Raw genomic sequence first — 26,444 nt, 5'->3', positions numbered from 1 at the left:
CACTGCTGGTTGGCTACGTTCGGAAGTGATAACCGCTGAAAGCATCTAAGCGGGAAGCACGCTTCAAGATGAGGTCTCCCACTGGGTTAACCAGGTAAGGCCCCCAGGAGATGACTGGGTTGATAGGCCAGAGGTGGAAGCGAGGACTAGNGACTCGTGTAGCTGACTGGTACTAATAGGCCGAGGGCTTGTCTCACTACACATTGTTGTGTGTGACACAGATAAATACTTTTGTTCGCGTTCACTGTGCGGTTCTGGGGATACAAACCCTGGAACCATCCGGCAGGGTTTCACTTGCTGTTGTTGGGGTTTGATATTTTCATAGAGTTACGGCGGTCATGGCGAAGGGGAAACACCCGGTCCCATTCCGAACCCGGAAGTTAAGCTCTTCAGCGCCGATGGTACTGCGTGGGGGACCGCGTGGGAGAGTAGGACACCGCCGGACATTCTTTGGTTGAGGGCCACCCCGCAAGGGGTGGCCCTCCCTTTATGTCCAGGGAGATTCCGGCCCGGGCTCGGGCACCAACAGTGGCGCGGGTACCGACCCACGGCTACCCCACCCCCACGGTGGGACAGGAATCAGCACACGGCACAGTGGTAGACCTCGGAAGCCGGAGGGCAGGATGCGCGAGAGCTCGAAGCGTGGCGGCGACAGTGGTCGTGATCGGCGGGACGGCCGCTCGTCCCGGCGTTCCCAGGAAGGCTCGCCGCCGAAGCGTGGCGGCTCGAGCGAACGTCGTACTCCGGCTTCGGAACGAGGCGCCAGCGAGCGGGGCGGCCGGCGTGGTGCGCCGCAGTCGAAACAGGGCCAGGCAAAGGGCGACCGCGGCCGCGGTGAGTTCACCAGAGGTCGGGCCCAGCGGCCAGAGGGCCGAGGCGCGACCGGTGGTGGTGCGCGAGGTCGCTCAGAAGCCGGCGCAGGCGGAGCGAGGCGTGGACGCGAGGAGCGTCCGACTGGTGGCAGGTCTGCGCAGCGGGGCGAACGTCGAGGTCAGCCTGAGCGGGGCGAACGTAGGTCGGCCGGGGAGCCGACCTGGCGTAAGGCAGCTCCCACGTCCCGCACTGGGCGGGGGCGATCCACATCCGACAGCCGTACACCGGAACAACGTGCCGACCGCACGGACCGTGGAACGCGGGGTGCCGCTGGTGGCGCCTCCGCTCCGCGTAGGTCCGCTCGTCCGCAGCAGGGTGTGCGGCCCGCGGGGGAGGGCAGGCGGCCAGGTCGACCGGCATCGGAGCAGCGGCCTCGCGACGGCGCGCGGCGCCATGAAGGTGGCGAACGCCGGCCCCGCCATGAAGGTGGCGAACGCCGGCCCCGCGATGGAGGGCGCGAGCGCACGGCCAGCCAGCGGCCCGCCAAGGCGACAACGGGTGGGGCAACCGCAGCGCCGCAGCCTGAGCCGGGCCCCGAGATTCCGTCGGACATCACCGGGTTGGAACTCGACACTGACGTGCGTCGGCAGCTCAGGACACTCTCGAAGACCGCTGCGGACCGCGTTGCCAAGCACCTGGTCGCGGCTGGCCGCCTGATGGAGGAGGATCCGGAGGCCGCGCTGGCACACGCCAACGCCGCGCGACGTGACGGTGCCCGCCTCGGCGTGGTCCGGGAAGCATGCGGACTGACGGCGTACGCGGCTGGGCGGTTCGAGCAGGCCCTGGCAGAGCTTCGGGCCGCTCGGCGGCTGACCGGATCGCTGGAGTATGTCCCGGTGATGGCCGACAGCGAACGCGGCCTTGGCCGTCCGGAGCGCGCACTGGAGCTGGCGGCGAGCGTCGACCGCAGCGAACTCGATCCGGCGACACGTGCCGAATTGCTGATCGTCGAGTCCGGTGCCCGTCGGGACCTGGGTCAGGCCGCCGCAGCGCTGGCTGTTCTTGACGGGCCGGAGCTGCGTGGCCGGAGTACGGGCACCAGCGTGGCAAGAATCCGGTACGCCTATGCCGACATCCTGGAAGAGCTGGGACGCCTGGACGAGGCCGCCGAGTGGTTTGCGCGCGCCGCGGCGGCGGATGTCGACGAGGAAACCGACGCGGAGGAACGGCTCGCGGCGCTCGGCTGACAGGTCGTACGGCGCCTGGCCGCCGTGTGCCTGCCAGGTTTCTGTCCACAGAGACCGGATCGGCGTATCTATCCACAGATGGCCTGTTCTGCCTGGTTCGCCCGCCCCGTGCTGAGGAGAGTGGGGACTGCCTTTCCGAAACGGAGGACTCTCATGGCAGTCACCGCTGAAGGACCTGTTACCGCCCACCGCAATGAGGTGTTGCTGGTGGGCCGGCTCTCAACCCGCGCGATCCGGCGTGAGCTTCCAAGTGGCGATGTTGTGGTCGGCGTCCGGGTGGTGGTCGAGCGCGACCCGAACAGTCTTCGCGGGCGGGTCGCTCGCGTCGACACCATCGAGTGCGTCGCCTGGTCGCCGGAGTGCCAGCAGACGATGCACGACTGGCAGCCCGGCGACGTCGTCGAGATCTCGGGAGCGTTGCGACGCCGATTCCGTCGGACCGACGCGGGCCCGGCCAGTCGCTACGAGGTCGAGGTGGAGCGGGTCCGCCGGCTCTTCTCACCAACCGCTGACGAAACCTCTGACGAGCGCGAGCTAGCCGTCGACGAGCGCCCGCATGACGAAGCCTGAGCGTGGCTTGGGGCCAAAGGACGTTGACTTCCGAGGCATCCGGCCGCCGTCGCGGGCCACGGCCTGCACGGTGGAGAGCTCCACCGGATTGAGGAGAATCGCCAGGCCACCGCCACGCTGGGCTGCCTTGACGGCGGTCACGTCGTCATGGAGGTAGTCGATCTGGTCGTCCTTCACCCCGAGCAGGTCGCCGAGCAGATGCCCGTGAAGCACCTCCGTGTCGAGCGCGGCATGACCCGGCTGAGCCGCGGAGAGTCTGCCTCGGGGCGCGGTCGGGCCGCCGGGTGGAGTTCGCAGCAGCGTCCACCGCTCGCCATCCGTGAGGAGGAATCCGTGGGTGATCCCGCGACAGGAGGCCAGGGCGCTCCGAGCAGCCTCGACGTCTGTGTCAAAGAAGTCGACCTGGAAGTCATCGGCTGCCCGGGCGACCGCCTGGTCGAGGTCGAGTCCGGCGACGGTCCGGTGGATCGCGGTGAGGTCGAGTGGATACGCGCGTTGATCCACGACCAGCGCGAGACCGGAGTCCCACGGCCCAGCACCGGCGCCAGTCTTCCGGATCTCCTCCTGCAGGCGCAGGTAGGTCGCGTAGCGGTGGTGCCCGTCGGCGATCAGGGCCTGCCGCGGGGCCAGGTCGGCGGCGATGGCGGAGATCCGAGCGGGATCGGTGATCCGCCAGACCCGGTAGCTCTCGCCGGTCTGGGTCCGCGCTTCCATCATGGGGGCGGCCGTGGTCGCGTCCTCGACGAGATCGCTCGCGTCTCCACCACCGTCGTACGCCAGCAGGATGGGCTCGAGGTTGGCCGCGCACGCCCGCAGGAGGGCGAGCCGGTCCTCGACCGGGCCGGGCAGGACGTCCTCGTGCGGAAGGATCACGTGTTCGTCGGGGAGTCGGAGTTCGGCGGCGCCGAGCAGTCCGCGCAGCACCGAGCCCGATCCTGCCTCCCCACGACCTGCGGGAGTGCCCGGTGCCCCGGCAGGTCCCGCGGTCGCTCCCAGGATGCTCGGTTTCCTCGGCGTGCGTTGCTCGTACACATACAGCGCGGGTTCTGTGTCAGGCACGAGGATTCCCTCGGCCCGCCAGCGGTGAAACAGCTCAGCGGCATGCCGATAGTGGGCAGTTCCGTCCAGACCGGGCGCACTGTCTCGACTGTCCCGCGATTGTTCGGCTGACGCGATGAGGCGTGGAAGGATGACTCGGACGATGTTGTGCGGCTCGGTGGCTTCGAGCGTCGCGATGGTCTCGGCGTCGAGAACGTCGTACGGCGGTGAGGTGACGGCCGCGAGATCCGGGACACGCTCCGGTGCGTATCTCAGGCCGCGGAACGGCTTGAGAGCGAACGGCCGTGCCAGGGGAGCGACATCAGTCACGCTGGGCATGGTAGGCGCACGGAGACGGTAAGTGGGGAAGCCGGGCGCACTCCACCTTCGGCCGTATGGACGGAGGCCAGCGCACGGCAACACCCGCGGCAACCGCGCCTGGCGGAATACTCCGCGAGGGGAGCCAGTTGTGACGACCCTGAGACTCGGGAGGAGATCGTGAGCGAGGATTACACGGGCCGGCCCGCCGGGGACGTCTACGACTGGTACAACCGCGGACTCGAGCTGCTCAAGTCGGGCAACCACGCCGCCGCCGCGCAGCTTCTGTCGCACGCGCGCGCCGCCGAGCCGACCTCGAAGTCGATCCGCGAGGCACTGGCCCGCGCGTTGTTCAACTGCCGGCAGTACGCCGGTTCCGCGGAGACGTTCGAAGGGCTGGTCCAGGAGAATCCCGCGGACGATTACGCGCATTTCGGTCTCGGTCTTGCCTTGAGTCGTCTGGGCGACCACGGGGCGGCCGCACCGCACCTGGCGATGGCCGCGGCGATGAGTCCCGGCTCCGAGCACTATGCCAAGGCGCTCAGGCAGGTGCGCGCGACGCTCAAGGCCCGGGAGGAAGCCACGTGACCACACCGGCGTCTCCCGCCGCGGGCGTCGCACCGAAGCCGCTGTCAGGGGCACCGCGTCCGTTGGCGGAGATCCACGACACCGCGTTGTTTGACCTCGACGGCGTCATCTATGTCGGCACGAGGGCGGTTCCGCGCGCTCCGGAGATGCTGGCGCGGGCGCGCCAGCACGGTCTGCGGGTCGCCTTCGTGACCAACAACTCCTCTCGTACGCCGGCGGCGGTGGCCGACCACCTGGTGCAGGTCGGCGTTCCGGCCACCGTGGAGGAGGTGGTGAGCTCCGCACAGGCCGCCGCTGGGCTCGTCGCTGAGCGGGTCCCCGAAGGTTCACGAGTCCTCGTGGTCGGTGGTGACGGGCTGGTCGCGGCTCTGGGCGAGCGGGGCCTCGTGCCGGTGTACTCCGCCGCACAGGCGCCGGCGGCGGTCATCCAGGGCTTCCATCCCGATGTGGGCTGGCGGCAGCTGGCCGAAGGCGCGTACGCCCTGGCGAACGACCTGCCCTGGATCGCCTCGAACGTCGACGTCACGCTGCCCACCGATGGCGGCCTCGCGCCCGGCAACGGTGCACTGGTCGAGGTGATCAGGCTGGCGACCGGCAAGGATCCGATCGTGGCGGGCAAACCGGCACCGCCGTTGTTCCACGAGGCGGTGGCACGGACGCACGGGAAGCGACCGGTGGTGGTCGGAGACCGGCTCGACACCGACATCCAGGGTGCGCACGCGTCCGGAATGCCGAGTCTGGTCGTCCTCACCGGAGTCACCGGACTTGCCGAGCTGGTGGCGGCGCCTCCGAACCAACGCCCGACGTACCTCGCGCACGATCTCACCGGGCTCTTCCAGCCCCACCCCGCTCCGGGGGTGGACGGTACGAGCGCCACGTGCGGCGGCTGGAAAGCAGAGCTCCGGTCAGCGCCCGGCGGCGCACGAGTCGTCCTCGACGGTGACGGCGATCCCCTTGATGGCGCCCGGGCCCTGCTCGCGGCGGTCTGGGCACAGCCCGACCCGGCATCGGTGGACGCTGCTGAGGCCCTTGCCTTCCTGGCCCCGATGGTCGCCTCAGCTGGCCAGGTCTGATAGATGTCGCTGACCGGGATGGGCCGGCTCGCTCGACGTGGCCCGGGGAGCGTGCCCGTGGCCGAGGACTGTGAGCGTGCCCAAAGGGGACCGCGAGCACGGATGTTGCCGGCCGCGGCTACGTTGAGAGAAGTCCGGCGGCGTCGCACCGGTTGGTCGAAGCGTCGTACAGGTTGATCCAGGGAGAGAGCGTGGAACAACAAGAGTGGGGGTTCGACGCCTCTGTCACACCCACGAGCGAGTCCGACATCGAGACCGCTCCGCCCGACGCGGGCGTGGACCTGCCTGACGGGGGTGCGTTCCTGTCTCACGAAGGCGTGGACCTGCCCGACGAAGCTGCGTATCTGCCTGACGGAGGCGCCGACCTGCCGGCCGTGGACGTTGCCGGCGGCACGACCACCCAGGATGAGGGCCCAGGTGCCGAAGGCGACCCTGGCTTCGAACCCACCGGCGTCCCCGATGTCGACGCGGCCCTCGAACTCCTGGGCCAGCTCGACGGCAGCCCACCGAGCGCCCACGTCGACGTCTACGAAGACACCCATCGCCGCCTACATGAGGCCTTGCTGGCAGCGGGAGAAGACAACCGTGAGCGCGGCCCTGGACCGTCCTGACGCGACGCCCCTGCCGGGGCGGTTGGACACCGAGCTGGTACGCCGAGGGCTGGCCCGATCCCGGGACCATGCCGTCGAGCTGATCGGCGCGGGCCGGGTTCGTCTGCAGGGACGCGATATCACCAAGGCCGCCACCAAGGTCAGCTCCAACGCCACGATCGAGGTCGTCGGCTCCAGTGCCGACGATTACGTCTCGCGGGGCGCCCACAAGCTGGCGGGTGCCCTTGCGGAGTTCGGGCCGCGTGGTCTGGACGTGCGAGGGCGGCGCTGTCTCGACGCCGGCGCCTCCACCGGCGGGTTCACCGAGGTTCTTCTCAGGGCGGGGGCCGGCCGGGTCGTCGCGGTCGACGTCGGCCACGACCAGCTGGCACCGTCACTTCGCGCCCACCCAGCCGTCGAGGTCCACGAGCGCACGCACATCCGCGATCTCGCTCCAGACCGCGTCGGCGGCGTGGTCGAACTCCTGGTCGCCGACCTGTCTTTCATCTCACTCACAGCCGTCCTTCCAGCGCTCAGGCGGCTCGTCATGACGGACGGCGATCTGGTGCTCCTCGTGAAGCCGCAGTTCGAGGTGGGCCGCCAGCAACTCGGCCGTACCGGCGTCGTACGCGACTTCGCGCTTCGCCGCGAGGCCGTCCGCACGGTGGCCCAGGCGGCGTGGCAGCTCGGCCTCGGCGTCGCGGGACTGGCGGTGAGCCAGCTGCCGGGACCATCGGGCAACACGGAGTTCTTCCTCTGGCTCCGCGCGGGCGCCCAGCCGCTCGGCGACGCCGAGCTTGACCGTGTGACGGGACAGACGAAGGAGACGTCATCGTGACCGAGCGCCGCACGGTGCTTCTCGTCGTTCATACCGGCAGACCGGAGGCGACCCACCTGGCCCGCGAGTCCGCGGCCCGGCTCGCGAGCGCCGGCATCGACGTCCGCCTGCTCGCCCCGGACGCGGTCGACGTCGGCCTGGCCGGCGCCGAGGTGGTCGACGTGTCGGCCGGCGCCGCCGAAGGCTGCGAGATCGTCATGGTGCTCGGTGGGGACGGCACGATCCTGCGCGGCGCCGAGGTGGCCCGATCGTCAGACACCCCCGTGCTCGGCGTCAACCTCGGTCACATCGGCTTCCTGGCCGAGTCCGAGCGCGACGACCTCGAGGTCACGATCGAACACGTCGTCCACCGCAAGTACACCGTCGAAGAACGCATGACCCTCGACGTCACCGTGACCCACGACGGCGAGGTGGTGGCGTCGCAGTGGGCGCTCAACGAGGCCAGTGTCGAGAAGTCCGCGCGGGAACGCATGCTCGAGATGGTTGTCGAGGTCGACGGCCGGCCGCTGTCCCGCTGGGGCGGCGACGGAATCGTGGCGGCCACCCCGACCGGATCGACGGCGTACGCCTTCTCGGCCGGTGGCCCCATCGTCTGGCCCGAGCTGGAGGCGATGCTCGTGGTGCCGCTGAGCGCGCACGCGTTGTTCGCGCGGCCGCTGGTCGTCTCGCCCCGCTCGGTGGTGGCCATCGAGCTTCTGCAGCACAATCCCGGGCCTGGGGTGCTCTGGTGTGACGGCCGGCGGACCGAGCAGATCCGGCCCGGCGCCCGGATCGAGGTACGCCGGGGAGAACGTGCGGTCCGCCTGGCCCGCCTCCATCACGGCCCGTTCACCGACCGGCTGGTGGCGAAGTTCGACCTGCCGGTCGAGGGATGGCGGGGGCGCCGGGCACGCCAGGCGCAGTCGGCTCAGGACAACCCCTGCGCGGATAACCCAGACCAGTCGGACGTTGTCGGTCAGACCCCGTAGAGTTCCCGGCGATGCTGGAGGAGATCCGAATCCAGGGGCTCGGCGTGATCGAGGACGCCGTGCTCGACCTCGATGCCGGCCTGACCGTCGTCACCGGCGAGACCGGTGCGGGCAAGACCATGGTCGTCACCGGGCTGTCACTGCTGCTCGGCGGCCGCGCTGATGCCGGGCTCGTCAGGCCGTCCGCCGACCGGGCTGTCGTCGAAGGTCGGGTCCGGCTCGCCGCCACCTCAAACGCCGCCCGCCGCGCCGCTGAGGCCGGTGCGCAACTCGACGACGACACGCTGATCGTGATGCGCACGATCTCGCGTGACGGCAGGTCCAGGGCCTACGCGGGCGGCGCCGGCGTACCCGCTGGTCTGCTCGCTGACCTTGCCGAGGACCTGGTCGCGCTACACGGGCAGTCTGACCAGATGCGGTTGCTGCGACCGGCACGGCAGCGCGAGATCCTCGACAGGTATGCGGGTTCGGCCGTGGAGAAACCACTCGACGCCTACCGCACCAAATACACCCGCCTCGGCCAGCTCGAGGCCCAGCTCACCGAATTGGTGGGCAGGGCCCGCGACCGCGCCCAGGAGGCGGACCTCCTGCGGTTCGGTCTCGCCGAGGTCGAGGCGGCCGACCCGCAGCCGGGCGAGGATGGCGAGCTCGCTGCCGAGGAGGCTCGGCTCGCCCATTCCGACGCGCTCCGCGGGGCCGCCCACCACGCGCACGCCGTCCTGGTCGGCAGCGATGACCCTGCCGCCCAGCCGGTCGACGCGTTGTCGCAGGTGGTGTCCGCGCGCAAGGCGCTCGACGCCGTGCGGGTCCACGATCCCGAGCTCGCGGGAATCTCCGACCGGCTGGCCGAGGCGGCCGCGCTGGTCGCCGACGCGGGTGCCGACCTGGCGTCGTACGCCTCCAGCGTCGACACCGATCCGGCCCGGCTCCAGGCGATCGGTGAACGCCGTTCGGTGTTGGCCGCGCTCACCCGCAAGTACGGCGACACGGTCGACGACGTCCTCGCATGGTCGGGCACTGCCGCGGAGCGGCTCGGCGAGCTGGAGGGTTCCGACGACACGATCGAGGCGCTGCGACAGGAACGCGAGCGGCTGCTCACCGAGCTCGCCGACCTGGCGGGCCGGATCAGCGCCGCGCGGTCCGCGGCGGCGGAGCGACTGGGCACGGCGGTCACCGCCGAGCTCACCGCACTCGCCATGCCCCACGCCATCTTGACCACCGCGGTCTCCCAGACGGATGTCGCGCAGACTGACGCCGCCGAGACTGGGGTCGAGGGAGTTGGCTCGTCCGACGCCGACCCGCGCCGCGGCTCCCAGCCCAAGGGGCGGCGCGGTCTCGTGGTCGACGGCCGGTGCCTGGCCTTCGGGCCGCATGGCGTCGACGAGGTGGAGCTCCGGCTCAGCCCGCACCCTGGCGCACCCGCAAGGCCCGTCCAGCGCGGCGCCTCCGGGGGTGAGCTTTCGCGGGTGATGCTCGCGGTCGAGGTGGTCTTCGCCGGAGTCGATGGCGTCCCGACGTTCGTCTTCGACGAGGTGGACGCGGGCGTCGGTGGGCGGGCGGCGGTCGAGATCGGACGCCGGCTGGCTCGGCTGGCCCGGAACGCGCAGGTCGTGGTGGTGACTCACCTTCCCCAGGTGGCGGCGTTCGCGGACCGCCATTACGTCGTTCTCAAGAGCAATGACGGCTCGGTGACCCGGAGCGGGCTGACCCGCCTCGACGACGAAGGGCGGGTCGAGGAACTCGCCCGGATGCTCGCCGGCCTCGACGATTCCGCGAGCGCACGGGCGCATGCGGAGGAGTTGCTCGCCACGGCCGCGGCGGCCAGGACCGAGGCGGCCGACAAACCCACGACATCGGGGGCCCCCCGCAAGGCGACCCGGACCCGAGCGAAGTCAGCGACCAACCGTACTCGCCAGTGATTTGACCGTACGCGTCAGTGATGGAGTCGTCGCGATGCGCCACCCGTCGAGCGTGGCGTACGCGGAGAAGCGAGGTTCGCGTGGAAGAATCAGCCTTGCGATGAGACTCCCGACTTTGCGTCGATCCCGACCCGTGCCGCTGCCGGGTGTGGCAGGCGCGGCCAGGCTCGACACCCGAACCAAGAACCTCACCAAGCGTCTACGCCCAGGTGACGTGGCGATCATCAACCACATCGACCTCGACCGGGTGAGCGCCGAGTCGCTCGTGGCTGCTGGTGTCGCCGCGGTGGTGAACGCCGCGCCGTCGATCAGCGGGCGCTATCCCAACCTCGGCCCGGGCATCCTCGTCGCCGCCGGCATCCCGCTCGTGGACAACGCCGGCATGGAGGTGTTCGCCCGCGTCGGCGAAGGGGATCAGGTACGCCTGGACGGCGCGGTCCTCTTCCGGGGCGAGCTGGAGGTCGCCTTCGGGGTGGAGCAGACGGTCGAGTCGGTGACCAAGGCGACCGATGACGCCCGCGCCGGACTGGCGACCCAGCTGGAGGCGTTCGCGGCCAACACGATGGAGTACCTCCGCCGTGACCGTGACCTGCTCCTCGACGGCGTCGGCGTACCCCAGATCGACACCGACCTCGAAGGGCGCCACGTCCTCATCGTGGTGCGGGGCTACGACTATCGCGAGGACCTGATCGCGCTTCGCCCTTACATCCGGGAGTACCGCCCGGTGCTCATCGGCGTCGACGGCGGTGCTGACGCCCTGCTCGAAGCCCGCTACAAGCCGGACGTGATCGTCGGCGACATGGACTCGGTTTCCGACCCGGCACTGCGTTCGGGTGCGGAGCTTGTCGTCCACGCCTACCGTGACGGTCGCGCGCCGGGTGCGGAACGCCTGGAACGCCTCGGCCTGGACGCCAAGGTCTTTCCGGCGGCCGGCACGAGCGAGGACGTCGCGATGCTCCTGGCTGACTCCAAGGGCGCCGCACTCATCGTCGCCGTCGGCACCCACACCTCCCTGGTGGAGTTCCTCGACAAGGGGCGCTCCGGGCAGGCGAGCACGTATCTCACCCGGCTGCGGGTCGGCGGCAAGCTCGTCGACGCCAAGGGTGTGAGCCGCCTCTACCGCGCACGCATCCAGACCTGGCAGATCGTCATGCTGCTGGTCGCCGGCCTCCTTGCGCTGCTGGTCGCGCTCGCCGCCACTCCGGCCGGGCAGGCGTGGCTCGAGGTCATCGGCATCCGGTGGAACGACCTGATTTATTGGATCCGGGGACTGTTCACGTGATCGACTTCCGCTACTTCCTCGTTTCGATCGCGGCGATCTTTCTCGCGCTCGCGGTCGGTGTCGCCCTGGGTGCCGGGCCGCTCAAGGGCGAGTTCGACCAGCAGTTGCGCTCCAACCTGGAGGCCCTGGGCAAGGAGAAGGACGGTCTCCGCAAGGAGATCGCCGATCTGGAGCAGGCCGACAAGTACCGCGACACGTTCGCGACCAACGTGGCTCCGGGGCTGATCCGGGATCGGCTCACCGGCGAGAACATCGTGGTGGTCGCGCTTCCTGATGCCGACAGCACGACGGTCAAGGAACTCCAGACCATCATCACCGCCGCTGGTGGCGCGGTGACGGGCACGGTCCAGATGACCGCGAAGTGGGCGGATCCGAGCCAGCGGCAGTTCCTGGAGGACCTCGCGGCCCGCCTGGTCGCCGGTGACCAGAAGTTGCCGGACAGCGGATCGGCGTACGACCGCGCCGGCAGTGTGCTCGCCCGTGCCCTCGTCACCAAGGACACCCGGATCGCCGGTCAGAAGGACGCGGCCACCCCCACCATCATGGGCGGGTTCGGCGAGGGACAGTTGGTGGACGCCGACGCCGACCTGCCGCGCGCCGACCTCGCTGTCCTGGTGGCGCCTTCCGTGGACAAGACCAAGGTGGAGCCCGACGCCAAGGACACCAACCAGGCATGGGTCGCACTGGCGCGTGCCCTCGACACGGCGAGCCAGGGGGTCGTGGTCGCCGGCGACACGAGTTCCGCGGGCGAGGGTGGAGTCGTGGCGAGCCTGCGCGACGACACGCAGGCGAGCGGGGCTGTGTCGTCGGTCGATGTCGCCGACCTGCCGAGCGGCCAGGTCGCGCTGGTCTGGGCGCTGGCCGAGCAGGCCAGGGGAGGCGCCGGACAGTACGGCGCGGTCGGCACCACCGACGGGGCGCTGCCGAAGACGCCCGACGGCACATGACCGCCCGGCGGAGCGGCGCGGTGGGGGTGGGCCCGACGGGCGAAGCCCGTGGGGGCCGGATCCCACACAGCCGCATGGCCCGGGGGCGCATCGCCGCCGTCGGGGTGGCAGCCGCCGCGGGGCTGGCCGCACGGACGGCGTTCCGGCTGCTGCGTTCGCGGCCGCCCGGCGGTGCCGACCGCTGGGACCGCACCAACCACCGCGGCGAGCGGGTGAGTCTTCTGCTCGGACCGGCGGCGGTCCTGACCCAGGCCGTGACGGCGGCCGCCGCGCCGGGTCTCAGCCGGCCCGAGCGCCTCGCGAGCGTCGTCGCGGTGGCGGGCAGCGGGGCTGTCGGCTGCTACGACGACCTCGCGGGATCGACCCGGATCAAGGGCTTCCGCGGCCATCTGCGTGCCCTGCGCCGGGGTGAGATCACCAGTGGTCTCGTCAAGATCGCCGGCATCGGCGCCAGTGGGCTCGCGGCCGCCGCGATTCTGGCCACCGACCGCGACCTGGAAGCGCGCGCTGGCCGGCGTAGCTCAAGGGCGGCGCGGGCGACCGACGTCGTCGTCGACGGCGTGCTGATCGCCGCCGCGGCCAACGTCGTGAACCTCTTCGACCTCCGTCCAGGTCGGGCGCTCAAGGTGGTCCTCGCCCACACCCCGGCCATCCTCGCCGGAGCGGGGCCGGCGCTCGCCGCGCCGGTCGGGACGGCGGCGGGTCTGTTGTCAGACGACCTCTGCGAACGCGGGATGCTCGGCGACTGCGGTGCCAACGCCCTGGGTGCCGGGCTCGGTGTCGCGATCGCGGCGCGGGCTCCCCGCCCGGTGCGCTGGGCGGTGCTCGCGGGTCTGCTCGGGCTGACCGCGGCGTCCGAGCGGGTATCGTTCACCGGCGTGATCGAGGCGACTCCGCCGTTGCGCCGGCTCGACGAGCTGGGGCGACGTCCGTCCCGCGGATGACCACCGCGCAGGAGCGACGTCGCGTCCGTCTCGCGTCGTTGGGGGCTGGCCTGGCCGGTGCCGCCGTGCTGGTCGGTGTGATCACGATGGCGGCGCGGCTGGTCGGGTTCGGTCGGTGGCTGGTCTTTTCCAAAACGGTCGGCGACACCTGTCTGGGTGACGCGTACAACACCGCGAACCAGCTGCCCAACGTGCTCTTCGAGATCGTCGCCGGCGGTGCACTCGCGTCCGTGGTGGTCCCGGTGCTGGCGGGTGCCTACGCGCGCGGCGACGAGCACGGCCGGGCCGAGGCGTCGCGCACGATGTCGGCGCTGTTCACGTGGACGCTGCTCGCGTTGACGCCGGTGACGCTGCTCGCCGCCCTGCTCGCGGCGCCGTACGCCCGGCTGATGCTGGCGGGCCAGCCCGGCTGTCCGGACGGCACCTCCGAGCTGGCGGCCCGGATGCTGCTGGTGTTCGTTCCCCAGATCTGGTGTTACGGCGTGGCGGTCGTAGCGTCGGGGACCCTGCAGGCGCAGCGGAGGTTCGTCGCGGCGGCCGTGGCGCCGCTGGCCAGCAGCCTGGTCGTGGTCGCGGCATACGCGGTCTTCGCGCTGCTCGCAGAGGGAATCCTCGACGTCGACCAGGTGCCGGGCAGCGCGGTCGCCGTCCTCGCGGGGGGTACGACGCTGGGCGTGCTGGCGCTGGCGTTGACGGTGCTGGTGCCGCTGCTCCGTAAGGGAGGTGGAAGTTTCCGCCCGACGCTGCGGTTTCCGCCCGGTGTGGGTCAGAGGGTGCGCGGCCTCGCGACAGCGGGCATCGTCGCCCTGATCGCCCAGCAGGTGGTCGCGCTGGTCCTCACCTGGCTCGCGAACCATCGCGGCGACGCCGGCACGCTGACGATGTACACCTGGAGCTTCGCGGTCTTCGCCTTGCCGTACGCCGTCCTCGCGGTTCCCATCGTGACCAGCGCCTTCCCCGATCTCGCGGCGCTGGCGCGCAACGGCGACGGTCCTGACGCGCAGCGGCGGTTCGGGCGGCTCGCCGCGACCGCGGTCCGCACCGTGATCCTGCTCGGCGCGCTCGGCGGGGCCCTGCTTGCCGGCACCGCGCAGCCGGTCGCGCGGGTGTTCGTGCTCGGGCCGGGCGGAGGCGACACCCGGTCGCTCGCGTGGGCCCTGCTCGCGTTCGCCCCGGCCGTCCCCGCGCTCGGTGTGGTCACCCTCGCCGGCCGGGTGCTCAACGCGGGTGGCCGTCACCGGCTGAGTGCGGCCGGCACGGCGCTGGGGTGGCTGACCGTCGCGGCCTGCGCCGTGGTGGTGAGCGGCATGGTCGACGCCTCCCTCGTCGCGGCGACGCTGGGTGCGGCGACGTCGGCAGGACTCGCCCTGGGTGGGGCCCTCCTGCTACTCGGGGTCGCGCGGGCATGCGGGCGGGCGGCGGTTCGAGGGCTGACCCGGGTGGTGATCGCGGGTACGGTCGCAGGTGTGATCGCAGGGGGAGCGGGGGCCGCGGTCGGCCGGGGGTTCGCGGGTTCGAGCCTCACGCCGGCAGTTCTGGGCGCGCTGCTGTCGGGCCTGGTCGTGGTGGCGGTCTTCGTGGGCGTGGCTGCGGTGGTCGACCGGCCGGACGCGCGGGCTGCCCTGGCTCGGCTCCGTTCGCGTTCGCGTGGCACCGAGGGTGCTGCCGCGGGCGATGATGCCGCGTGAGTGGCCTACGCGTGACGCTGGTCCTCGGTCCGAGCACCGGCGGGATCGGCCAGCACATCCGTTCCCTGGCGAGCCGGCTGACCGCCGCGGGGTGTGTGGTCCGGGTGGCGGGACCTGTCGCGACGCAGGAGCGGTTCGGGTTCGGTGACCACGCGGAGTTCGTCCCGCTGGAGCTGCCGGCGTGGTCCGCCGTACGCCAGGGCCGGCGGGTGCTCGTCGACGCCGACGTCCTCCACGCGCATGGGCACACGGCCGGGGTGATCGCGGCCGCCGCGACATTCGCCCACCAGGACGCACCGGCTCTGGTGGTGACCTGGCACAACGCCGTCCTTTCCAGCGGGTTCCGCCGCACCGCGCTCGAACTCGCCCAGCGGTGGGTGGCCCGGCGTACCCGCGTACTCCTCGGAGCGTCGGCCGACCTCGTCGACGAGGCCCGGCGGCTCGGTGCGCGCGACGCCCGTTTCGTCCCCGTCGCGGCACCAGTGCTCGCCCCCGCCAACAGGGGCCGTGCGGAGGCGCGGACCGCGTTGGGGCTCGCGGAGCGCCCGATGGTGCTGGCGATCGGACGGCTCGCGCCGCAGAAGAGGTACGACGTCCTGTTGGACGGCCTCGCCCGCCTGGTCGCTCGCGACGCCATCCCGCCCCTGCTCGTCATCGCCGGCGAGGGCCCGGAACGTACCTGGATGGCGGAGCGGATCGCCCGGGACAAGCTGCCGGCGTTACTGCTCGGGCACCGATCCGACCTGCCGAACCTCCTCACCGCCGCGGACGCCGTCGTCCTCACCAGCCAGTGGGAAGCTCGTGCGCTGGCCGCGCAGGAGGCGCTGCGGGCGGGGGTCCCGCTGGTGGCGACGGGGGTCGGCGGGATCCCCGACCTGGTGGGGGACGCGGCGTTGCTGGTGCCTCCCGACGACCCCGAGGCGCTGGCGGTCGCGCTGGCGCAGGCGTTGGAGGATCCCGGCGAGGCCAAGCGGCTCCGCGCGGCCGGACCCCGGCAGGCGGCGACCTGGCCAGGCGAGGACGACACCGCCGCACAGATCATCGGCCTCTACCGCGAGCTGATCTGAGAGGTTCCGCCGGCCCGCGGCCCTCCGTTACCTCGGCGGGATACATTCGGCGCGCGGTCGGGAGCGATCGGTCGCGGAAGGAGTGACCCGATGGCGGACGACGGCGCGCCGATCGTGCGTTCCCTGCTGGCGGCGGCCGGTCTGACGGTGACCGAGGAGGAGTTCCGGAGCCTCGTCGCGCAGTACGCCGTGCTGCGGGCGCAGGCGGACGGGCTCTACCTCCCCGAACTCGACCAGGTGCCACCTGCCGTCTCCTTCGATCCGCGGGAGTTCGTGCGATGACCGCGATGACGGAGCCCCTGCCGCTCACGATCGGGGACGCGGCACGTGTCCTCCGGTCGGGAGCCCTGACCGCGGTCGAGCTGACCAGTGCCCTGCTCGCCCGGATCGAGGCCGAGGACCCCCGCCTCGGAGCCTTCGTGACGGTGTGTCCCGAAACCGCGCTCGAAGCGGCCACGGAGGCCGACGAGATGCGCGCGCACGGTGTGGAGAAGGGCGCCCTGCAGGGGATCCCGCTGGCGATCAAGGACCTCATCGCGACCCGGGACGCGCCGACCTCTGCCAACAGCGCCGTCCAGGATCCGGCGTGGGGCAAGGGCGTCGACGCGTCGGTGGTCGCCCGGCTGCGCGCCGCAGGTGCCGTCATCCTCGGCAAGGCGACCACGAGCGAGTTCGCGATGGGGCCGCCCGACCCGGCCAAGGGCTTCCTCGTCCCGCGCAACCCCTGGAACACCGACCACATCGCGGCTGGTTCGAGCTCCGGCACGGGGGTCGCGGTGGCGGCCGGCCTCGCCCTGGGCGGGCTCGGCACCGACACCGGCGGGTCGGTCCGCGGTCCGGCGGCGGTCAACGGTCACACCGGCCTGAAGGTGACGTTTGGTCGAGTCCCCAAGAACGGCGTCGTCCCGCTCTCCGCCTCGCTGGACACCGTGGGACCGATGGCTCGCAGCGCGTACGACTGTGCGCTCCTGCTCGAGGTGATGGCGGGCCACGATCCCGGTGACCGCGACGCCGGACGGGTGCCGGTCCCGTCGTACCCGGCGTTGCTCTCCGGATCGGTCGAGGGCGTGCGGATCGGGGTGGCGACGCCGTACTTCTTCGACCTGCCCGAGCTGGACGCCGAGACGCGAACCGCCGTCCTGACCGCGGTCGGCGTACTCCGCGACCATGGCGCGCTCGTCCGCGAGGTGACGGTGCCGTACGCGAAGGAGGCGAGGGACGCCTCGCACCTCATCCTCGCCGCCGACGCGTTCGCCTACCACCGTTCCAACCTGGTCCACCGCTGGCACGACTACGGCCCCGGCACCCGGCCGATGCTGGCCCGCGGCGCGATGTACTCCGCCGGCGACTACGCACAGGCGCAGCGCCTGCGGACCGCCTTCGGGCGCGGGTTGTCGACGGTGTTCGACACCGTCGACGTCCTGGTGACACCGACCATGACCGGACCCGCGGAGCGGTTCGACGAGTTCGACGTCGAGATGCTGCTGCTCGGGCCGGGCTTCACCGGCCAGTGGAACCTCGCCGGCCTGCCCGCGGTCGCGGTGCCGTGCGGGTTCAGCGTGAGCGGGTTGCCGTTGTCGATGCAGATCGTCGGCCGGCCGTACGCCGAGGCGACGGTGCTCAACGCGGCGGACGCCTACCAGCGCTGGACCGACTGGCACCTGAAGGTCCCGCCAACTGCCGTTTCCTCCTGAGTTGGGTGGTGCGAAGCTCAGCAATGGTGACGGAATGTCGCTGTCCGGGTCCCATCAGTTGTACCGTTCCTGGGGTTTTGGGCCCAGCCCGGCGTGGTGTGTCGCGAGGTACCTGGTCGTTGATAGGCTGAAAGCCCGTGGACCTGCTGGATTCCGCCCGGGTTTCTAGCCCCGACAAGACCACGGGGAGTTAGCTTTGGCCGCCTCTTCGCCGACAAGGCATGTGTTCGTGACCGGAGGCGTCGCCTCCTCTCTTGGCAAGGGACTCACCGCCTCGAGCCTTGGCAACCTGCTCAAGGCTCGAGGACTACGAGTCACCATGCAAAAGCTCGACCCCTACCTCAACGTCGATCCCGGCACGATGAACCCTTTCCAACATGGTGAGGTGTTCGTGACCGGCGACGGAGCCGAGACCGATCTCGACATCGGCCACTACGAGCGGTTCCTCGACGTGGATCTTGGCCGCAGCGCGAATGTCACCACCGGTCAGATCTACTCGAGCGTCATCGCCAAGGAGCGCCGCGGCGACTACCTCGGCGACACCGTCCAGGTGATCCCGCACATCACCAACGAGATCAAGGCCCGGATCCGCGCGATGGCCGGGCCCGACATCGATGTGGTCATCACCGAGATCGGCGGGACCGTCGGCGACATCGAGTCGCTGCCGTTCCTCGAAGCCGCTCGACAGGTACGCCATGACGTGGGCCGCGACAACGTGTTCTTCCTGCACGTCTCACTGGTTCCCTATCTCGGCCCGTCGGGAGAGCAGAAGACGAAGCCGACCCAGCACTCGGTCGCGCAGCTGCGCAGCATCGGTATCCAGCCGGACGCCATCGTCTGCCGGTCCGACCGGCCGCTCCCAGCGGCGGTGAAGCGCAAGATCTCGTTGATGTGTGACGTCGACGAAGACGCGGTGATCGAGAATCCCGACGTACCAAGCATCTACGACCTGCCCAAGGTGCTGCACTCGGAGGGCCTCGACGCCTACGTCGTACGCCGGCTCAACCTGCCGTTCCGTGATGTCGACTGGACGCGCTGGGACGAGCTGTTGCGCCGCGTCCACCACCCGGCCGACGAGATCACGGTGGCCCTGGTCGGCAAGTACATCGACCTGCCCGACGCCTACCTCTCCGTGACGGAGGCGTTGCGTGCCGGCGGATTCCAGCACGACACCCGCGTCGAGATCCGTTGGGTCCCCTCCGACGAGTGCACCACCCCCGAGGGCGCGGCGAAGCACCTCGCTGACGTCGACGCGGTGTGTATCCCCGGCGGTTTCGGCGTGCGCGGTGTCGAGGGCAAGGTCGGCGCGGTCAGGTACGCCCGCGAACACCAGCTCCCCACTCTCGGCCTGTGCCTTGGGCTGCAGTGCATGGTGGTGGAGGTGGCCCGCAACCTCGCAGGACTGGACGGCGCCAACTCCTCGGAGTTCGACGCAAGCTGCGCGCATCCGGTGGTCGCGACGATGGAGGAGCAGCGCGAGATCGTCGCCGGCTCCGGTGATCTCGGCGGCACGATGCGGCTCGGGCTCTATCCAGCCAAGCTCGCCGAAGACACGCTGGTCCGCCGCGCCTACACCGAGCCGTACGTCGAGGAGCGGCACCGGCACCGGTACGAGGTCAACAACGGCTATCGCTCGCAGCTGGAGGAGGCCGGCCTGATCATCTCGGGCACGTCTCCCGACGGGCGGTTGGTGGAGTTCGTCGAGCTGCGCCGTGACCTCCACCCGTACTTCGTCGCCACGCAGGCACACCCCGAGTTGCGCTCCCGGCCGACCCGGCCCCATCCGCTGTTCGCGGGCTTGGTGGAGGCGGCGCTGGTACGCCAGCGGGAGATGCAGCTTCCGGTCGGCGACCTCGCCGTCGCCTACGCGGGTGCGGACGGCGTGGAGGATGGCATCGTCGGGACGCCGGAGGGCGACCACGACGGCCGGCCCGGTGACGAGGTCGGTGCCGGCTCCGCGTGGGTGAAGGCGGGAGCACGCCGGTGACAGGTGACCCTGGCATGACAGGGGAGGACCACCTCGAGGACGGCCTGCGCGACGTTCCCACCCGGTGGCCCGTCACCTCGTCGGCGTACGCGCTCCGCACCCACCGGGTCATCGACGTACGCCAGGACGACGTGGTGGCCGGCGACCAGCGCTTCACCCGCGATGTGGTGGTCCACCCGGGTGCGGTGGGGATCATCGCGCTCGACGACGCGGAGCGGGTGCTGCTGGTCCGGCAGTACCGCCACCCGGTGGGCCACCTGCTCTACGAACCCCCCGCCGGCCTGCTCGACATCGAGGGTGAGGACTACCTCACCGCCGGGCAACGCGAGCTGTACGAGGAAGGCCATGTCCGGGCTCGGGACTGGCGGGTGCTGGTGGACGCGTTCACCTCACCCGGCATGACCACGGAGTCGTTGCGGATCTACCTCGCGCGCGGTCTTGAGGAGGTACCGCCGGCGGAGCGTTACAACGGCATCCACGAGGAGGCCGACATGCCGGTGGCCTGGGCGCCGCTGGCCGACGTGGTCGACGGCATTCTCCGGGGCGACCTGCACAATCCGACGCTTGTGATGGGCGCGTTGGCGGCGTGGACGGCCCGGCAGGGCAGTGGCTACGACGCCTTGCGGCCGGCGGATTCTCCGTGGCCCGCGCGGGAGGCGATCCCCTACGGTCTCCTGGTGTGATCGGAGGGATGCCGGGCCGGCGGGCCCGGCATCACGTCCACTCGGTGCTCATGATCGGGTGGGAGAGGTGGTTGCGCTTCCCCGCCAGCGTCGGCCGTAGGTGAGTCGCCGGAGCAGGATTTCGGCTGGCCCACGGTAGGAGCAGCGTTCCATCACATAGGCGCCGACGACCGTGACCAGCCAGACGGCCACCGCGGACCCGGCGGCGGCGAACGTCGGGCTGGCAGCCTTCTCATCGAGCGCGAGCACGAAGGGTGACGCCAACACCAGCCAGGCGACCGACTGGAACAGATAGCCACTCAGCGAGCGCTGGCCAAGCGCGGTGAGTGCGCCCACGACAACGTTCGATCGCGGGGACGCCATCGCCTTCGACAACCTGAGGGCGAGGAGACCGAACAGCGAGACATACCCGATGCCGCCGAAGAGCCCAGACGATTCGTACAGGACTTTGATCCACGTGCCGGTGGCGGCGTCGACAGGTAGGAACCCACCGCTGAGCAGCCCCATCGGCAGGCCCCCGAGGACGGCGACACCGAACCCGACCATCACCCCGCCGCGCAGCAGCCGCCGGTGGTTCGCCGGCTCTTCGAGTACGCGACGTCGCGCGGCCCAGGCACCAAGCCAGGCGAAGAGGATGAGCGGCAGCATCGTGACCATGCTCGCCGGCCATTCGGTCAACCGGGTCAGCACGGCGGCGGCATAGCTGTCAGCCGCCATCGAGGGGAAGGCGCTCGTGGGTGCCACCGTTTGTGCGTTCGGGTTGCCGGCTATGCCAACCGCAACCACGACGGCGAGCACGAGGATATACACGGCGCCGAAGCCCGCGTACCACACCGCGATGCGATAGATGCGGTCGCCGCGCTGCAGCAGGACGAGCGTGAACGCGATCCCGATCAGGCCGTACGCACCGAGGATGTCGCCGGCATACAACAAGATGCCATGGGCGATCCCGAAGACGAACAACCATGCGTTGCGTCGCACCAGCACCGCGCGGATGGCACCGGGTGTGCTACCGGCCGCTTCCTGCCGGCGGGCGAGCTGGACCAGCCCGTAGCCGAACATGATGGCGAACAGCGGTAGCGCGCGCGCATGCACGAACAGGAAGAGGAAGACGTTGTAGAAGCGCTCGAGGCCGTGCGGAGTGGTGTCTATGCCAGGAGCGTTGGCAAAGAACACTCCCGCACCGTTGGCCAGCGCGATGAGCAGCAGCATGGCTCCCCGAGCCAGGTCGGGCGCCAGAACGCGGTCCGCACCTCGCACTGGGCCTCGTGCGACCTGCGCCGCATGGGCAGGAACGTTGACGGTCACAACTCCCCCTTGGTCTGTCTGTCAGCGGGAGAGTTAATGTAACAGAGAAACTATATGACGCATACTAATATGGTGCGTGATGATGTGCGTGGGCAACGGAGTCGACGAGCATGCGGAGGTAGCGGCCAGTCATGGGCGAGCAGGAGGTGCCCGCCGCATTGGGGCGATTGTGGCGGGTGTCGGCGGGATACCGGCTGGGCCGGCCCGCCGCATTGGACGTGGAGCGGGTCGTGCGTACGGCCGTGGAGCTGGCTGATCGCGACGGTCTGGCGGGTGCGACATTGCCGAAGATCGCGAAGGAGTTGGGCTTCACCTCGATGTCGCTGTACCGCTATGTGGGCTCCAAGGACGAGCTGCTGGTCCTGATGGCGGACGCGGCCACTGGGCCCGCGCCCGACCTCGCACCCGACCTCGCGGACGGCGGCAAGCGCTGGCGCGCCGGATTGCGGCAGTGGGCGCTCGCGCTGGGAGCGGTCTACGTACGGCACCGCTGGCTGGCCCATCTGCCGATTGCCGGCCCACCGAGCGGACCGAATGCGATCGGCTGGTTGGACGCCTGCCTGGGTGTCCTGAGGGACACCGGCCTCGACTGGGGCGCGAAAGTGGGCATCGCGGTGGTCCTCACCGGATATGTGCGAAGCACCTCCCAACAAATGCTCGACATGGAGGAGGGCAGGCGCGACATCGGCATTGACCAGGTGCAGGTCGAACGCGCCTATGGCAGGACGATGGCAAGGCTTGTCGACCCCGACCGCTTCCCCCAGGCGGCCAAGCTGTTCGCCTCCGGCATTTTCGAATCGCCGCCGCAACCCGCCGAAGAACCCGTGGACCACGATTTCACCTTCGGCCTCGAATTGATTCTCGACGGCGTCGCCGCCGCGATCGAAGTGACCACCCGACCGTAATCCTTGGGCAGTGCCCGGCGGATTCTCCGTGGCCCGCGGGGGAGGCGATCCCCTACGGTCTCCTGGTGTGAGCCTTCGCCAGACGATCCGTGCCACCGCCCAGCGCTTCGGCCTCGGCCGGCTCCTCGAAGAGCCTGAACCTCTCCGGGAGGCCTGGTCGAACTCAGTGTTCCGGGTCGTGACGGAGGCGGGCACCTTCGCGGTGAAGCTGTTTCCCGCCGTTGTCGGCCCGGAGCGGCTCGCGACGCTGCGCGCGGGAATGGCGGTCGAGGCGGCCGTCCTGAAGGCCGGCAAAGTGCCCATGGCCGAGCCGGTCCCTGATCCGGACGGCGGTGATTGGCTTGTCGAGGTCGCCGTCTCGGGCGGTGGACCGGCCCGGCTGGCTCGGGCCCACGCCTGGGTAGACGGTCGACCGTGCTCGGCCGTACCCCCGTCGATCGAGTACGCAAGGGATGTCGGGCGTTCTCTCGGCTTCCTGCACGCGATGCGGATGCCCGCGGGCGACACGTCCGCGGTGCCGCCGCTCGACCTGGAGCGGTGGCGGCGGGCGGTGCGGAAGGCACGGATCGCGAATGTGCCGTGGGCGGTTGACCTGGCCGCGCATACCCCGCTCGTGGAGGAACTCGCGGACCGGCTCGACCTGCTGCGTTCGCAACGACGGCCCATGCTGGCCAGCCATCGCGACCTGGACCCGAAGAACGCCGTGGTCCGCCCCGATGGCCGGATCGCGCTCACCGACTGGGACTACGCCGGGCCGGTGCTACCTGGTGTGGAGCTGGTGGTCGCGGCCACGTCGTTCGCCGACGGGGAGAGTGGGGTGGACGAACGCCTGGTACGCGCGTTCGTCTCGGGGTACCACGCCGCCGGCGGCGACGCCGAACCCCCCGACCCGCTGGCGCTGGCGGTGGAGCAGGCCAACCCCGACTGGCTTCTGCGCAATGTCGAGGGAGTCCTGTGGGATGTCCCCGGTGACGACCACGAGCTACGCCGGCGGCTCGCTCCCGCACTGATCGGCTCGTTCGCGCAGGATGTCACCGCCCTGGATCGCTGGGCGCGCGTGATTCCACAGTGGGGATAGCCCCACCGGGAACTTGCCGGCTCGCCGCAGTGACCGGGGGACGTTGGTGGGGCAGAGTCGTGGATGCCTTTGCAGTACAGCGACATCCACAGTTAAGGAACAGACTTACCATGCCTGAGCCCACTCGACGGAATATCCTGCGTACCGCTGCGGTCGTCACCGGCGGCGTATTCATGGCGGCGACTCAACCCGCTGGCCGGGCGTCCGCCGCGGAAACCGGTGTGGCCGAAACAGCACCCGCTGGAAATGGTGCTCTGATGACCGCTCGCGGGGACCTCGCGCTGACCCATGTCACGGCAATTGACGCCACTGGTAGGCGGCCGCAGCCCGACATGACCGTGCTCGTCAGAGGCGAGCGGATCGCCCTCATCGCCAAGAGCCGTGAGGTGCGGATCGCGCCCGGCACCAAGACCGTCGACCTGACCGGGAAATACCTGATCCCCGGACTGTGCGACATGCACGTACACAGTGACGATCTGGAAAAAATCTATCCTCCGCTCTATATCGCCAACGGGGTGACGACCGTCCGGGAAATGAATGGCCTGCCTTTCCACTACGAATGGCGGGACCGGGTCGAGGGTGGCAGTCTGCTCGGCCCGCACATGGTGGTCGCGAGCCGGATGATCGACGGTACGCCGTCGCTCTGGGACGGCATTCCGCTACCGATCATCAAGGCTGGTACTGAGGCCGAGGCCCGGGACGCGGTGCGGAAACTCAAACGCGAGGGTGCCGATTTCATCAAGGTCTACACCCGGGTTTCCCGGCCGGTCTATCACGCTCTCGCCGATGAGGCCCGGCGGCAGGGAATACCGTTCGCCGGCCACTGCCCTGACGCGGTTCCGATGCCTGAGGCCAGCGATGCCGGGCAGCGAAGCTTCGAGCACTTGTTCTGGACCTGGTTCTCCACCTCCAGCCGCGAAGCGGAGATCCGGCGAGGACTCGCGGAGATCACGATCGACTCGGACAATGCCTACAACAGCTGGTTCCAGCAGATCCACCCCCTCGAATGGATGGCCGCACACAGCTACGACCACAAGAAGGCAGCGGCGCTCTTCGCTCAACTGGTCGCGAACGGGTCCCGGCAGGTCCCGACGCTGACCGTGCACCAGGTGGTGGACCGGCCTGACGACTTCTCGCCGGATGACGAGCGGCTGAAATACCTTCCAGCCTCGAGGCTGCGAGAATGGCAGTGGCAGATCGAGGAGCTGTATCTGGCTGGGCGTACACCTGAGGAATTCGCGCAACACCGTGAATTGTTTGGGCACCGGCTGCGTCTCGTCGGCGCCATGCGGCGGGCCGGGGTGCCGATAATGGCTGGTACGGACACCATAAACCCGTACACCTTTCCGGGATTCAGCCTGCACGACGAACTCGCCCTGCTCGTCGAGGCGGGCTTGACCCCGATGGAGGCGCTCCAGGCAGCCACGCTCGAGCCGGCCCGCTTTCTCGGTGTGGAGCACGCGCTGGGGACTGTTCAGAAGGGCAAGATCGCCGATCTGGTGGTGCTCGATGCCAACCCGCTCGACACCATCAGGAACACCAGGATGGTCCATGCGGTGGTGGTTCGGGGCCGGCTGATCTCCTCCGAGCAGCGGGCACGGATGTTGGCCGACGTCGAGGCGGCCGCACAGGAGCCGACAGAGCCGGCGTCGGTGGGCTCGGCCGGCGCCGCGGCAAGCGGTTTGGCTGGCGCCCGGCGCACCGCCGGCGGCTGCGACTGCCACGGGCGTGTGCGCGCCTAGATGACCGCGCCGCCGGACCGCCAGTAGACGCCATCCTCGCGGGTCAGGAACTCCTCGTCGACCAGGAGCCGACGCAACTCGGCGTGGTCGTCGTACACCTGGAGCAAGGTCTGGTTGACAGCCTTCTCGGGGAAGCGCACGCCAGGTTCGAACAACCTCGCTACGTGGTCCAGCAGCGTCCGGCGCTTGGCGTACCTGGCTGGCATCGTCACGATCCGCCCCTCGCGGACGAACGCGCGGAACAGCTTCTGCGTCGCCGGGTCGGCCTCGGGTGGAAGGGTCAGCCCGCACTTAGGCACGCCCCAAGTTTGCCGTCCCCACGAAGGCGGTCAAGCCGATTCACACTCTAGGGTGCTAGGAACTGGCGGCCGATCGATGGAGGACAGGCGTGTCTGTTCCATTGCGGGCCGATGTTTCGGCGGTACCCCTGGCCGGGCGGACACTCGCACCCGCCGGTTCCGACCTGGTGATGGCTGAGTGGACCGGTGCGGCCGGAGTTCCCGGCGATCCCAGGTGGTTTGCATTCCGGTGGGCAGCGGAGTCCGGAGATGCTGCGTGAGCTGTTCGAGGCGTACGGCTGCGAACTCCTCGAGTAGCTTCCGTACGAGTCCAGCGCCGGCGTGGTCGCCGGGTGGACCGCGACTTGTCCGAAGGTCCAGGGTGGGATGCTGACGGGATGTCGACGACGGTCTTCACCGATGGTTCCTGCCTGCGTAACCCAGACGGTCCAGGCGGCTGGGCCTGGGCGATACCAGGTGGTGCCTACGCGAGCGGCGCGGAGCCGCGGACCACGAACCAGCGGATGGAGCTCACCGCCGTCCTCCGGGCGCTCGAAGCTCACCGCGGGCCCATCGCTGTGGTGAGTGATTCGACGTACGTCGTCAACTGTTTCCGCCGGCGTTGGTTCGACGCGTGGATACGGACTGGCTGGCTCAACGCGGCCCGGAAGCCGGTTGCCAACCAGGATCTGTGGCGGCCGATGGTGGAGATCTACCTTGCCCGCGAGGCCGAGCTCACGTTCCGATGGGTGAAGGGTCATAGCGGCGACCCCATGAACGACCTGGTCGATCGGCTCGCCGTCGAGGCGGCCCGTAACGGCACCAGCTGATCGCACGGCCGCGACTTGTCCGAAGTTTCCCCGCTGGGATCGGGGACGT

Annotated in this window: 24 protein-coding genes and 2 rRNA genes; 23 read left to right on the top strand and 3 right to left on the bottom strand. The window is 70.1% G+C overall.

Annotated features, from left to right (window positions below; translation table 11 throughout):
* The 4 genes from B141_RS0122690 to B141_RS42180 all read left to right on the top strand — a co-directional run.
* Positions 1 to 196, top strand: a 23S ribosomal RNA gene (locus B141_RS0122690); the annotation flags it as partial.
* 132 nt (positions 197 to 328) lie between these two features.
* Positions 329 to 445: ribosomal RNA gene (gene rrf / locus B141_RS0122685) — 5S ribosomal RNA — on the top strand.
* Positions 446 to 1,451: 1,006 nt separating this feature from the next.
* Positions 1,452 to 2,060, top strand: coding sequence for a hypothetical protein (locus tag B141_RS0122675; RefSeq protein WP_237742777.1), 609 nt, complete (start codon positions 1,452 to 1,454; stop codon positions 2,058 to 2,060).
* A 153-nt stretch (positions 2,061 to 2,213) separates the two neighbouring features.
* Positions 2,214 to 2,630 (top strand): OB-fold nucleic acid binding domain-containing protein, encoded by a 417-nt coding sequence (locus B141_RS42180; RefSeq protein ID WP_020577478.1) that lies wholly within the window; start codon positions 2,214 to 2,216, stop codon positions 2,628 to 2,630.
* Here B141_RS42180 and B141_RS0122665 read toward each other — a convergent pair.
* Positions 2,595 to 3,998, bottom strand: coding sequence for a DUF1015 family protein (locus B141_RS0122665; RefSeq protein WP_202805875.1), 1,404 nt, complete (start codon positions 3,996 to 3,998; stop codon positions 2,595 to 2,597). The genes B141_RS42180 and B141_RS0122665 overlap by 36 nt on opposite strands.
* A 168-nt stretch (positions 3,999 to 4,166) precedes the next feature.
* Between B141_RS0122665 and B141_RS0122660 the strand changes: the two genes are divergently transcribed.
* The 15 genes from B141_RS0122660 to B141_RS0122590 all read left to right on the top strand — a co-directional run bounded on the left by B141_RS0122660 (position 4,167) and on the right by B141_RS0122590 (position 20,254).
* Positions 4,167 to 4,574: a tetratricopeptide repeat protein gene (locus B141_RS0122660; RefSeq protein WP_020577476.1), complete on the top strand. Its 408-nt coding sequence runs from the start codon at positions 4,167 to 4,169 to the stop codon at positions 4,572 to 4,574.
* Positions 4,571 to 5,647, top strand: a complete 1,077-nt coding sequence (locus tag B141_RS0122655; protein ID WP_020577475.1) for an HAD-IIA family hydrolase — start codon at positions 4,571 to 4,573, stop codon at positions 5,645 to 5,647. Before B141_RS0122660 ends, B141_RS0122655 begins: the two co-directional genes overlap by 4 nt.
* 191 nt (positions 5,648 to 5,838) lie before the next feature.
* Positions 5,839 to 6,258: a hypothetical protein gene (locus B141_RS42175; RefSeq protein WP_020577474.1), complete on the top strand. Its 420-nt coding sequence runs from the start codon at positions 5,839 to 5,841 to the stop codon at positions 6,256 to 6,258.
* Entirely contained in the window at positions 6,233 to 7,075 is an 843-nt protein-coding gene (locus B141_RS0122645) for a TlyA family RNA methyltransferase (protein ID WP_020577473.1), read from the top strand. Before B141_RS42175 ends, B141_RS0122645 begins: the two co-directional genes overlap by 26 nt.
* Positions 7,072 to 8,043, top strand: a complete 972-nt coding sequence (locus B141_RS0122640) for an NAD kinase (RefSeq protein ID WP_020577472.1) — start codon at positions 7,072 to 7,074, stop codon at positions 8,041 to 8,043. Before B141_RS0122645 ends, B141_RS0122640 begins: the two co-directional genes overlap by 4 nt.
* 11 nt (positions 8,044 to 8,054) lie before the next feature.
* The gene (gene recN, locus B141_RS0122635; protein WP_020577471.1) at positions 8,055 to 9,962 is read left to right on the top strand and encodes a DNA repair protein RecN; all 1,908 of its coding nucleotides are present in this window, start codon (positions 8,055 to 8,057) and stop codon (positions 9,960 to 9,962) included.
* Positions 9,963 to 10,062: 100 nt separating this feature from the next.
* Entirely contained in the window at positions 10,063 to 11,244 is a 1,182-nt protein-coding gene (steA, locus tag B141_RS0122630; protein WP_026257476.1) for a putative cytokinetic ring protein SteA, read from the top strand.
* Entirely contained in the window at positions 11,241 to 12,191 is a 951-nt protein-coding gene (locus tag B141_RS0122625) for a copper transporter (protein ID WP_020577469.1), read from the top strand. Before steA ends, B141_RS0122625 begins: the two co-directional genes overlap by 4 nt.
* A complete protein-coding gene (locus B141_RS0122620; RefSeq protein WP_202805874.1) occupies positions 12,188 to 13,135 on the top strand; it encodes a hypothetical protein in 948 nt (315 codons plus the stop codon). The genes B141_RS0122625 and B141_RS0122620 overlap by 4 nt, the downstream gene beginning before the upstream one ends.
* Entirely contained in the window at positions 13,132 to 14,823 is a 1,692-nt protein-coding gene (gene murJ / locus B141_RS0122615; RefSeq protein ID WP_020577467.1) for a murein biosynthesis integral membrane protein MurJ, read from the top strand. The genes B141_RS0122620 and murJ overlap by 4 nt, the downstream gene beginning before the upstream one ends.
* A complete protein-coding gene (locus tag B141_RS0122610; protein ID WP_020577466.1) occupies positions 14,820 to 15,890 on the top strand; it encodes a glycosyltransferase family 4 protein in 1,071 nt (356 codons plus the stop codon). Before murJ ends, B141_RS0122610 begins: the two co-directional genes overlap by 4 nt.
* Before the next feature lie 90 nt (positions 15,891 to 15,980).
* The gene (locus B141_RS0122605) at positions 15,981 to 16,172 is read left to right on the top strand and encodes a hypothetical protein (RefSeq protein WP_020577465.1); all 192 of its coding nucleotides are present in this window, start codon (positions 15,981 to 15,983) and stop codon (positions 16,170 to 16,172) included.
* Positions 16,169 to 17,584, top strand: a complete 1,416-nt coding sequence (locus tag B141_RS0122600) for an amidase (protein ID WP_020577464.1) — start codon at positions 16,169 to 16,171, stop codon at positions 17,582 to 17,584. The genes B141_RS0122605 and B141_RS0122600 overlap by 4 nt, the downstream gene beginning before the upstream one ends.
* Before the next feature lie 223 nt (positions 17,585 to 17,807).
* Positions 17,808 to 19,571, top strand: coding sequence for a CTP synthase (locus B141_RS0122595; protein ID WP_020577463.1), 1,764 nt, complete (start codon positions 17,808 to 17,810; stop codon positions 19,569 to 19,571).
* A gap of 14 nt (positions 19,572 to 19,585) precedes the next feature.
* Complete coding sequence (locus tag B141_RS0122590) at positions 19,586 to 20,254, top strand: NUDIX domain-containing protein (protein ID WP_026257473.1); 669 nt, start codon at positions 19,586 to 19,588, stop codon at positions 20,252 to 20,254.
* A gap of 48 nt (positions 20,255 to 20,302) precedes the next feature.
* Here B141_RS0122590 and B141_RS42170 read toward each other — a convergent pair whose 3' ends face one another.
* Positions 20,303 to 21,466: a DUF418 domain-containing protein gene (locus B141_RS42170; RefSeq protein WP_157181206.1), complete on the bottom strand. Its 1,164-nt coding sequence runs from the start codon at positions 21,464 to 21,466 to the stop codon at positions 20,303 to 20,305.
* A gap of 227 nt (positions 21,467 to 21,693) precedes the next feature.
* On the opposite strand from B141_RS42170, the gene B141_RS0122580 reads away from it, so the two are divergent.
* The 3 genes from B141_RS0122580 (at position 21,694) to B141_RS0122570 (ending at position 25,287) form a co-directional block, all read left to right on the top strand.
* Positions 21,694 to 22,467, top strand: a complete 774-nt coding sequence (locus B141_RS0122580) for a TetR/AcrR family transcriptional regulator (RefSeq protein ID WP_020577460.1) — start codon at positions 21,694 to 21,696, stop codon at positions 22,465 to 22,467.
* Between the two features lie 67 nt (positions 22,468 to 22,534).
* On the top strand, positions 22,535 to 23,545 hold the full coding sequence (locus tag B141_RS0122575) for a phosphotransferase (RefSeq protein WP_020577459.1): 1,011 nt from the start codon (positions 22,535 to 22,537) through the stop codon (positions 23,543 to 23,545).
* A 257-nt stretch (positions 23,546 to 23,802) separates the two neighbouring features.
* On the top strand, positions 23,803 to 25,287 hold the full coding sequence (locus tag B141_RS0122570; RefSeq protein WP_020577458.1) for an amidohydrolase family protein: 1,485 nt from the start codon (positions 23,803 to 23,805) through the stop codon (positions 25,285 to 25,287).
* Here the strand turns inward: B141_RS0122570 and B141_RS0122565 are convergent.
* Entirely contained in the window at positions 25,284 to 25,586 is a 303-nt protein-coding gene (locus tag B141_RS0122565) for a DUF2087 domain-containing protein (protein WP_020577457.1), read from the bottom strand. The genes B141_RS0122570 and B141_RS0122565 overlap by 4 nt on opposite strands.
* A 377-nt stretch (positions 25,587 to 25,963) precedes the next feature.
* On the opposite strand from B141_RS0122565, the gene B141_RS0122555 reads away from it, so the two are divergent.
* Entirely contained in the window at positions 25,964 to 26,395 is a 432-nt protein-coding gene (locus B141_RS0122555; RefSeq protein ID WP_020577455.1) for a ribonuclease H family protein, read from the top strand.
* Positions 26,396 to 26,444: the final 49 nt, after the last annotated feature.

Origin of the sequence: Actinopolymorpha alba DSM 45243, from assembly GCF_000373925.1 — a bacterium.
GTDB classification, from domain to species: domain Bacteria; phylum Actinomycetota; class Actinomycetes; order Propionibacteriales; family Actinopolymorphaceae; genus Actinopolymorpha; species Actinopolymorpha alba.
Note: the sequence above shows the minus strand (reverse complement) of the source record. Positions and strands in the feature narration are given on the sequence as shown.

What these genes read in the sequence shown, in the direction of transcription:
- B141_RS42180 (WP_020577478.1), top strand. Translation starts at nt 2,214, where the DNA reads ATGGCAGTCACCGCTGAAGGACCTGTTACCGCCCACCGCAATGAGGTG.
- recN (WP_020577471.1), top strand. Translation starts at nt 8,055, where the DNA reads ATGCTGGAGGAGATCCGAATCCAGGGGCTCGGCGTGATCGAGGACGCC.
- steA (WP_026257476.1), top strand. Translation starts at nt 10,063, where the DNA reads ATGAGACTCCCGACTTTGCGTCGATCCCGACCCGTGCCGCTGCCGGGT.
- B141_RS0122620 (WP_202805874.1), top strand. Translation starts at nt 12,188, where the DNA reads ATGACCGCCCGGCGGAGCGGCGCGGTGGGGGTGGGCCCGACGGGCGAA.
- murJ (WP_020577467.1), top strand. Translation starts at nt 13,132, where the DNA reads ATGACCACCGCGCAGGAGCGACGTCGCGTCCGTCTCGCGTCGTTGGGG.
- B141_RS0122605 (WP_020577465.1), top strand. Translation starts at nt 15,981, where the DNA reads ATGGCGGACGACGGCGCGCCGATCGTGCGTTCCCTGCTGGCGGCGGCC.
- B141_RS0122600 (WP_020577464.1), top strand. Translation starts at nt 16,169, where the DNA reads ATGACCGCGATGACGGAGCCCCTGCCGCTCACGATCGGGGACGCGGCA.
- B141_RS0122590 (WP_026257473.1), top strand. Translation starts at nt 19,586, where the DNA reads ATGACAGGGGAGGACCACCTCGAGGACGGCCTGCGCGACGTTCCCACC.
- B141_RS42170 (WP_157181206.1), bottom strand. Translation starts at nt 21,466, where the DNA reads ATGCTGCTGCTCATCGCGCTGGCCAACGGTGCGGGAGTGTTCTTTGCC.
- B141_RS0122580 (WP_020577460.1), top strand. Translation starts at nt 21,694, where the DNA reads ATGGGCGAGCAGGAGGTGCCCGCCGCATTGGGGCGATTGTGGCGGGTG.
- B141_RS0122570 (WP_020577458.1), top strand. Translation starts at nt 23,803, where the DNA reads ATGACCGCTCGCGGGGACCTCGCGCTGACCCATGTCACGGCAATTGAC.
- B141_RS0122555 (WP_020577455.1), top strand. Translation starts at nt 25,964, where the DNA reads ATGTCGACGACGGTCTTCACCGATGGTTCCTGCCTGCGTAACCCAGAC.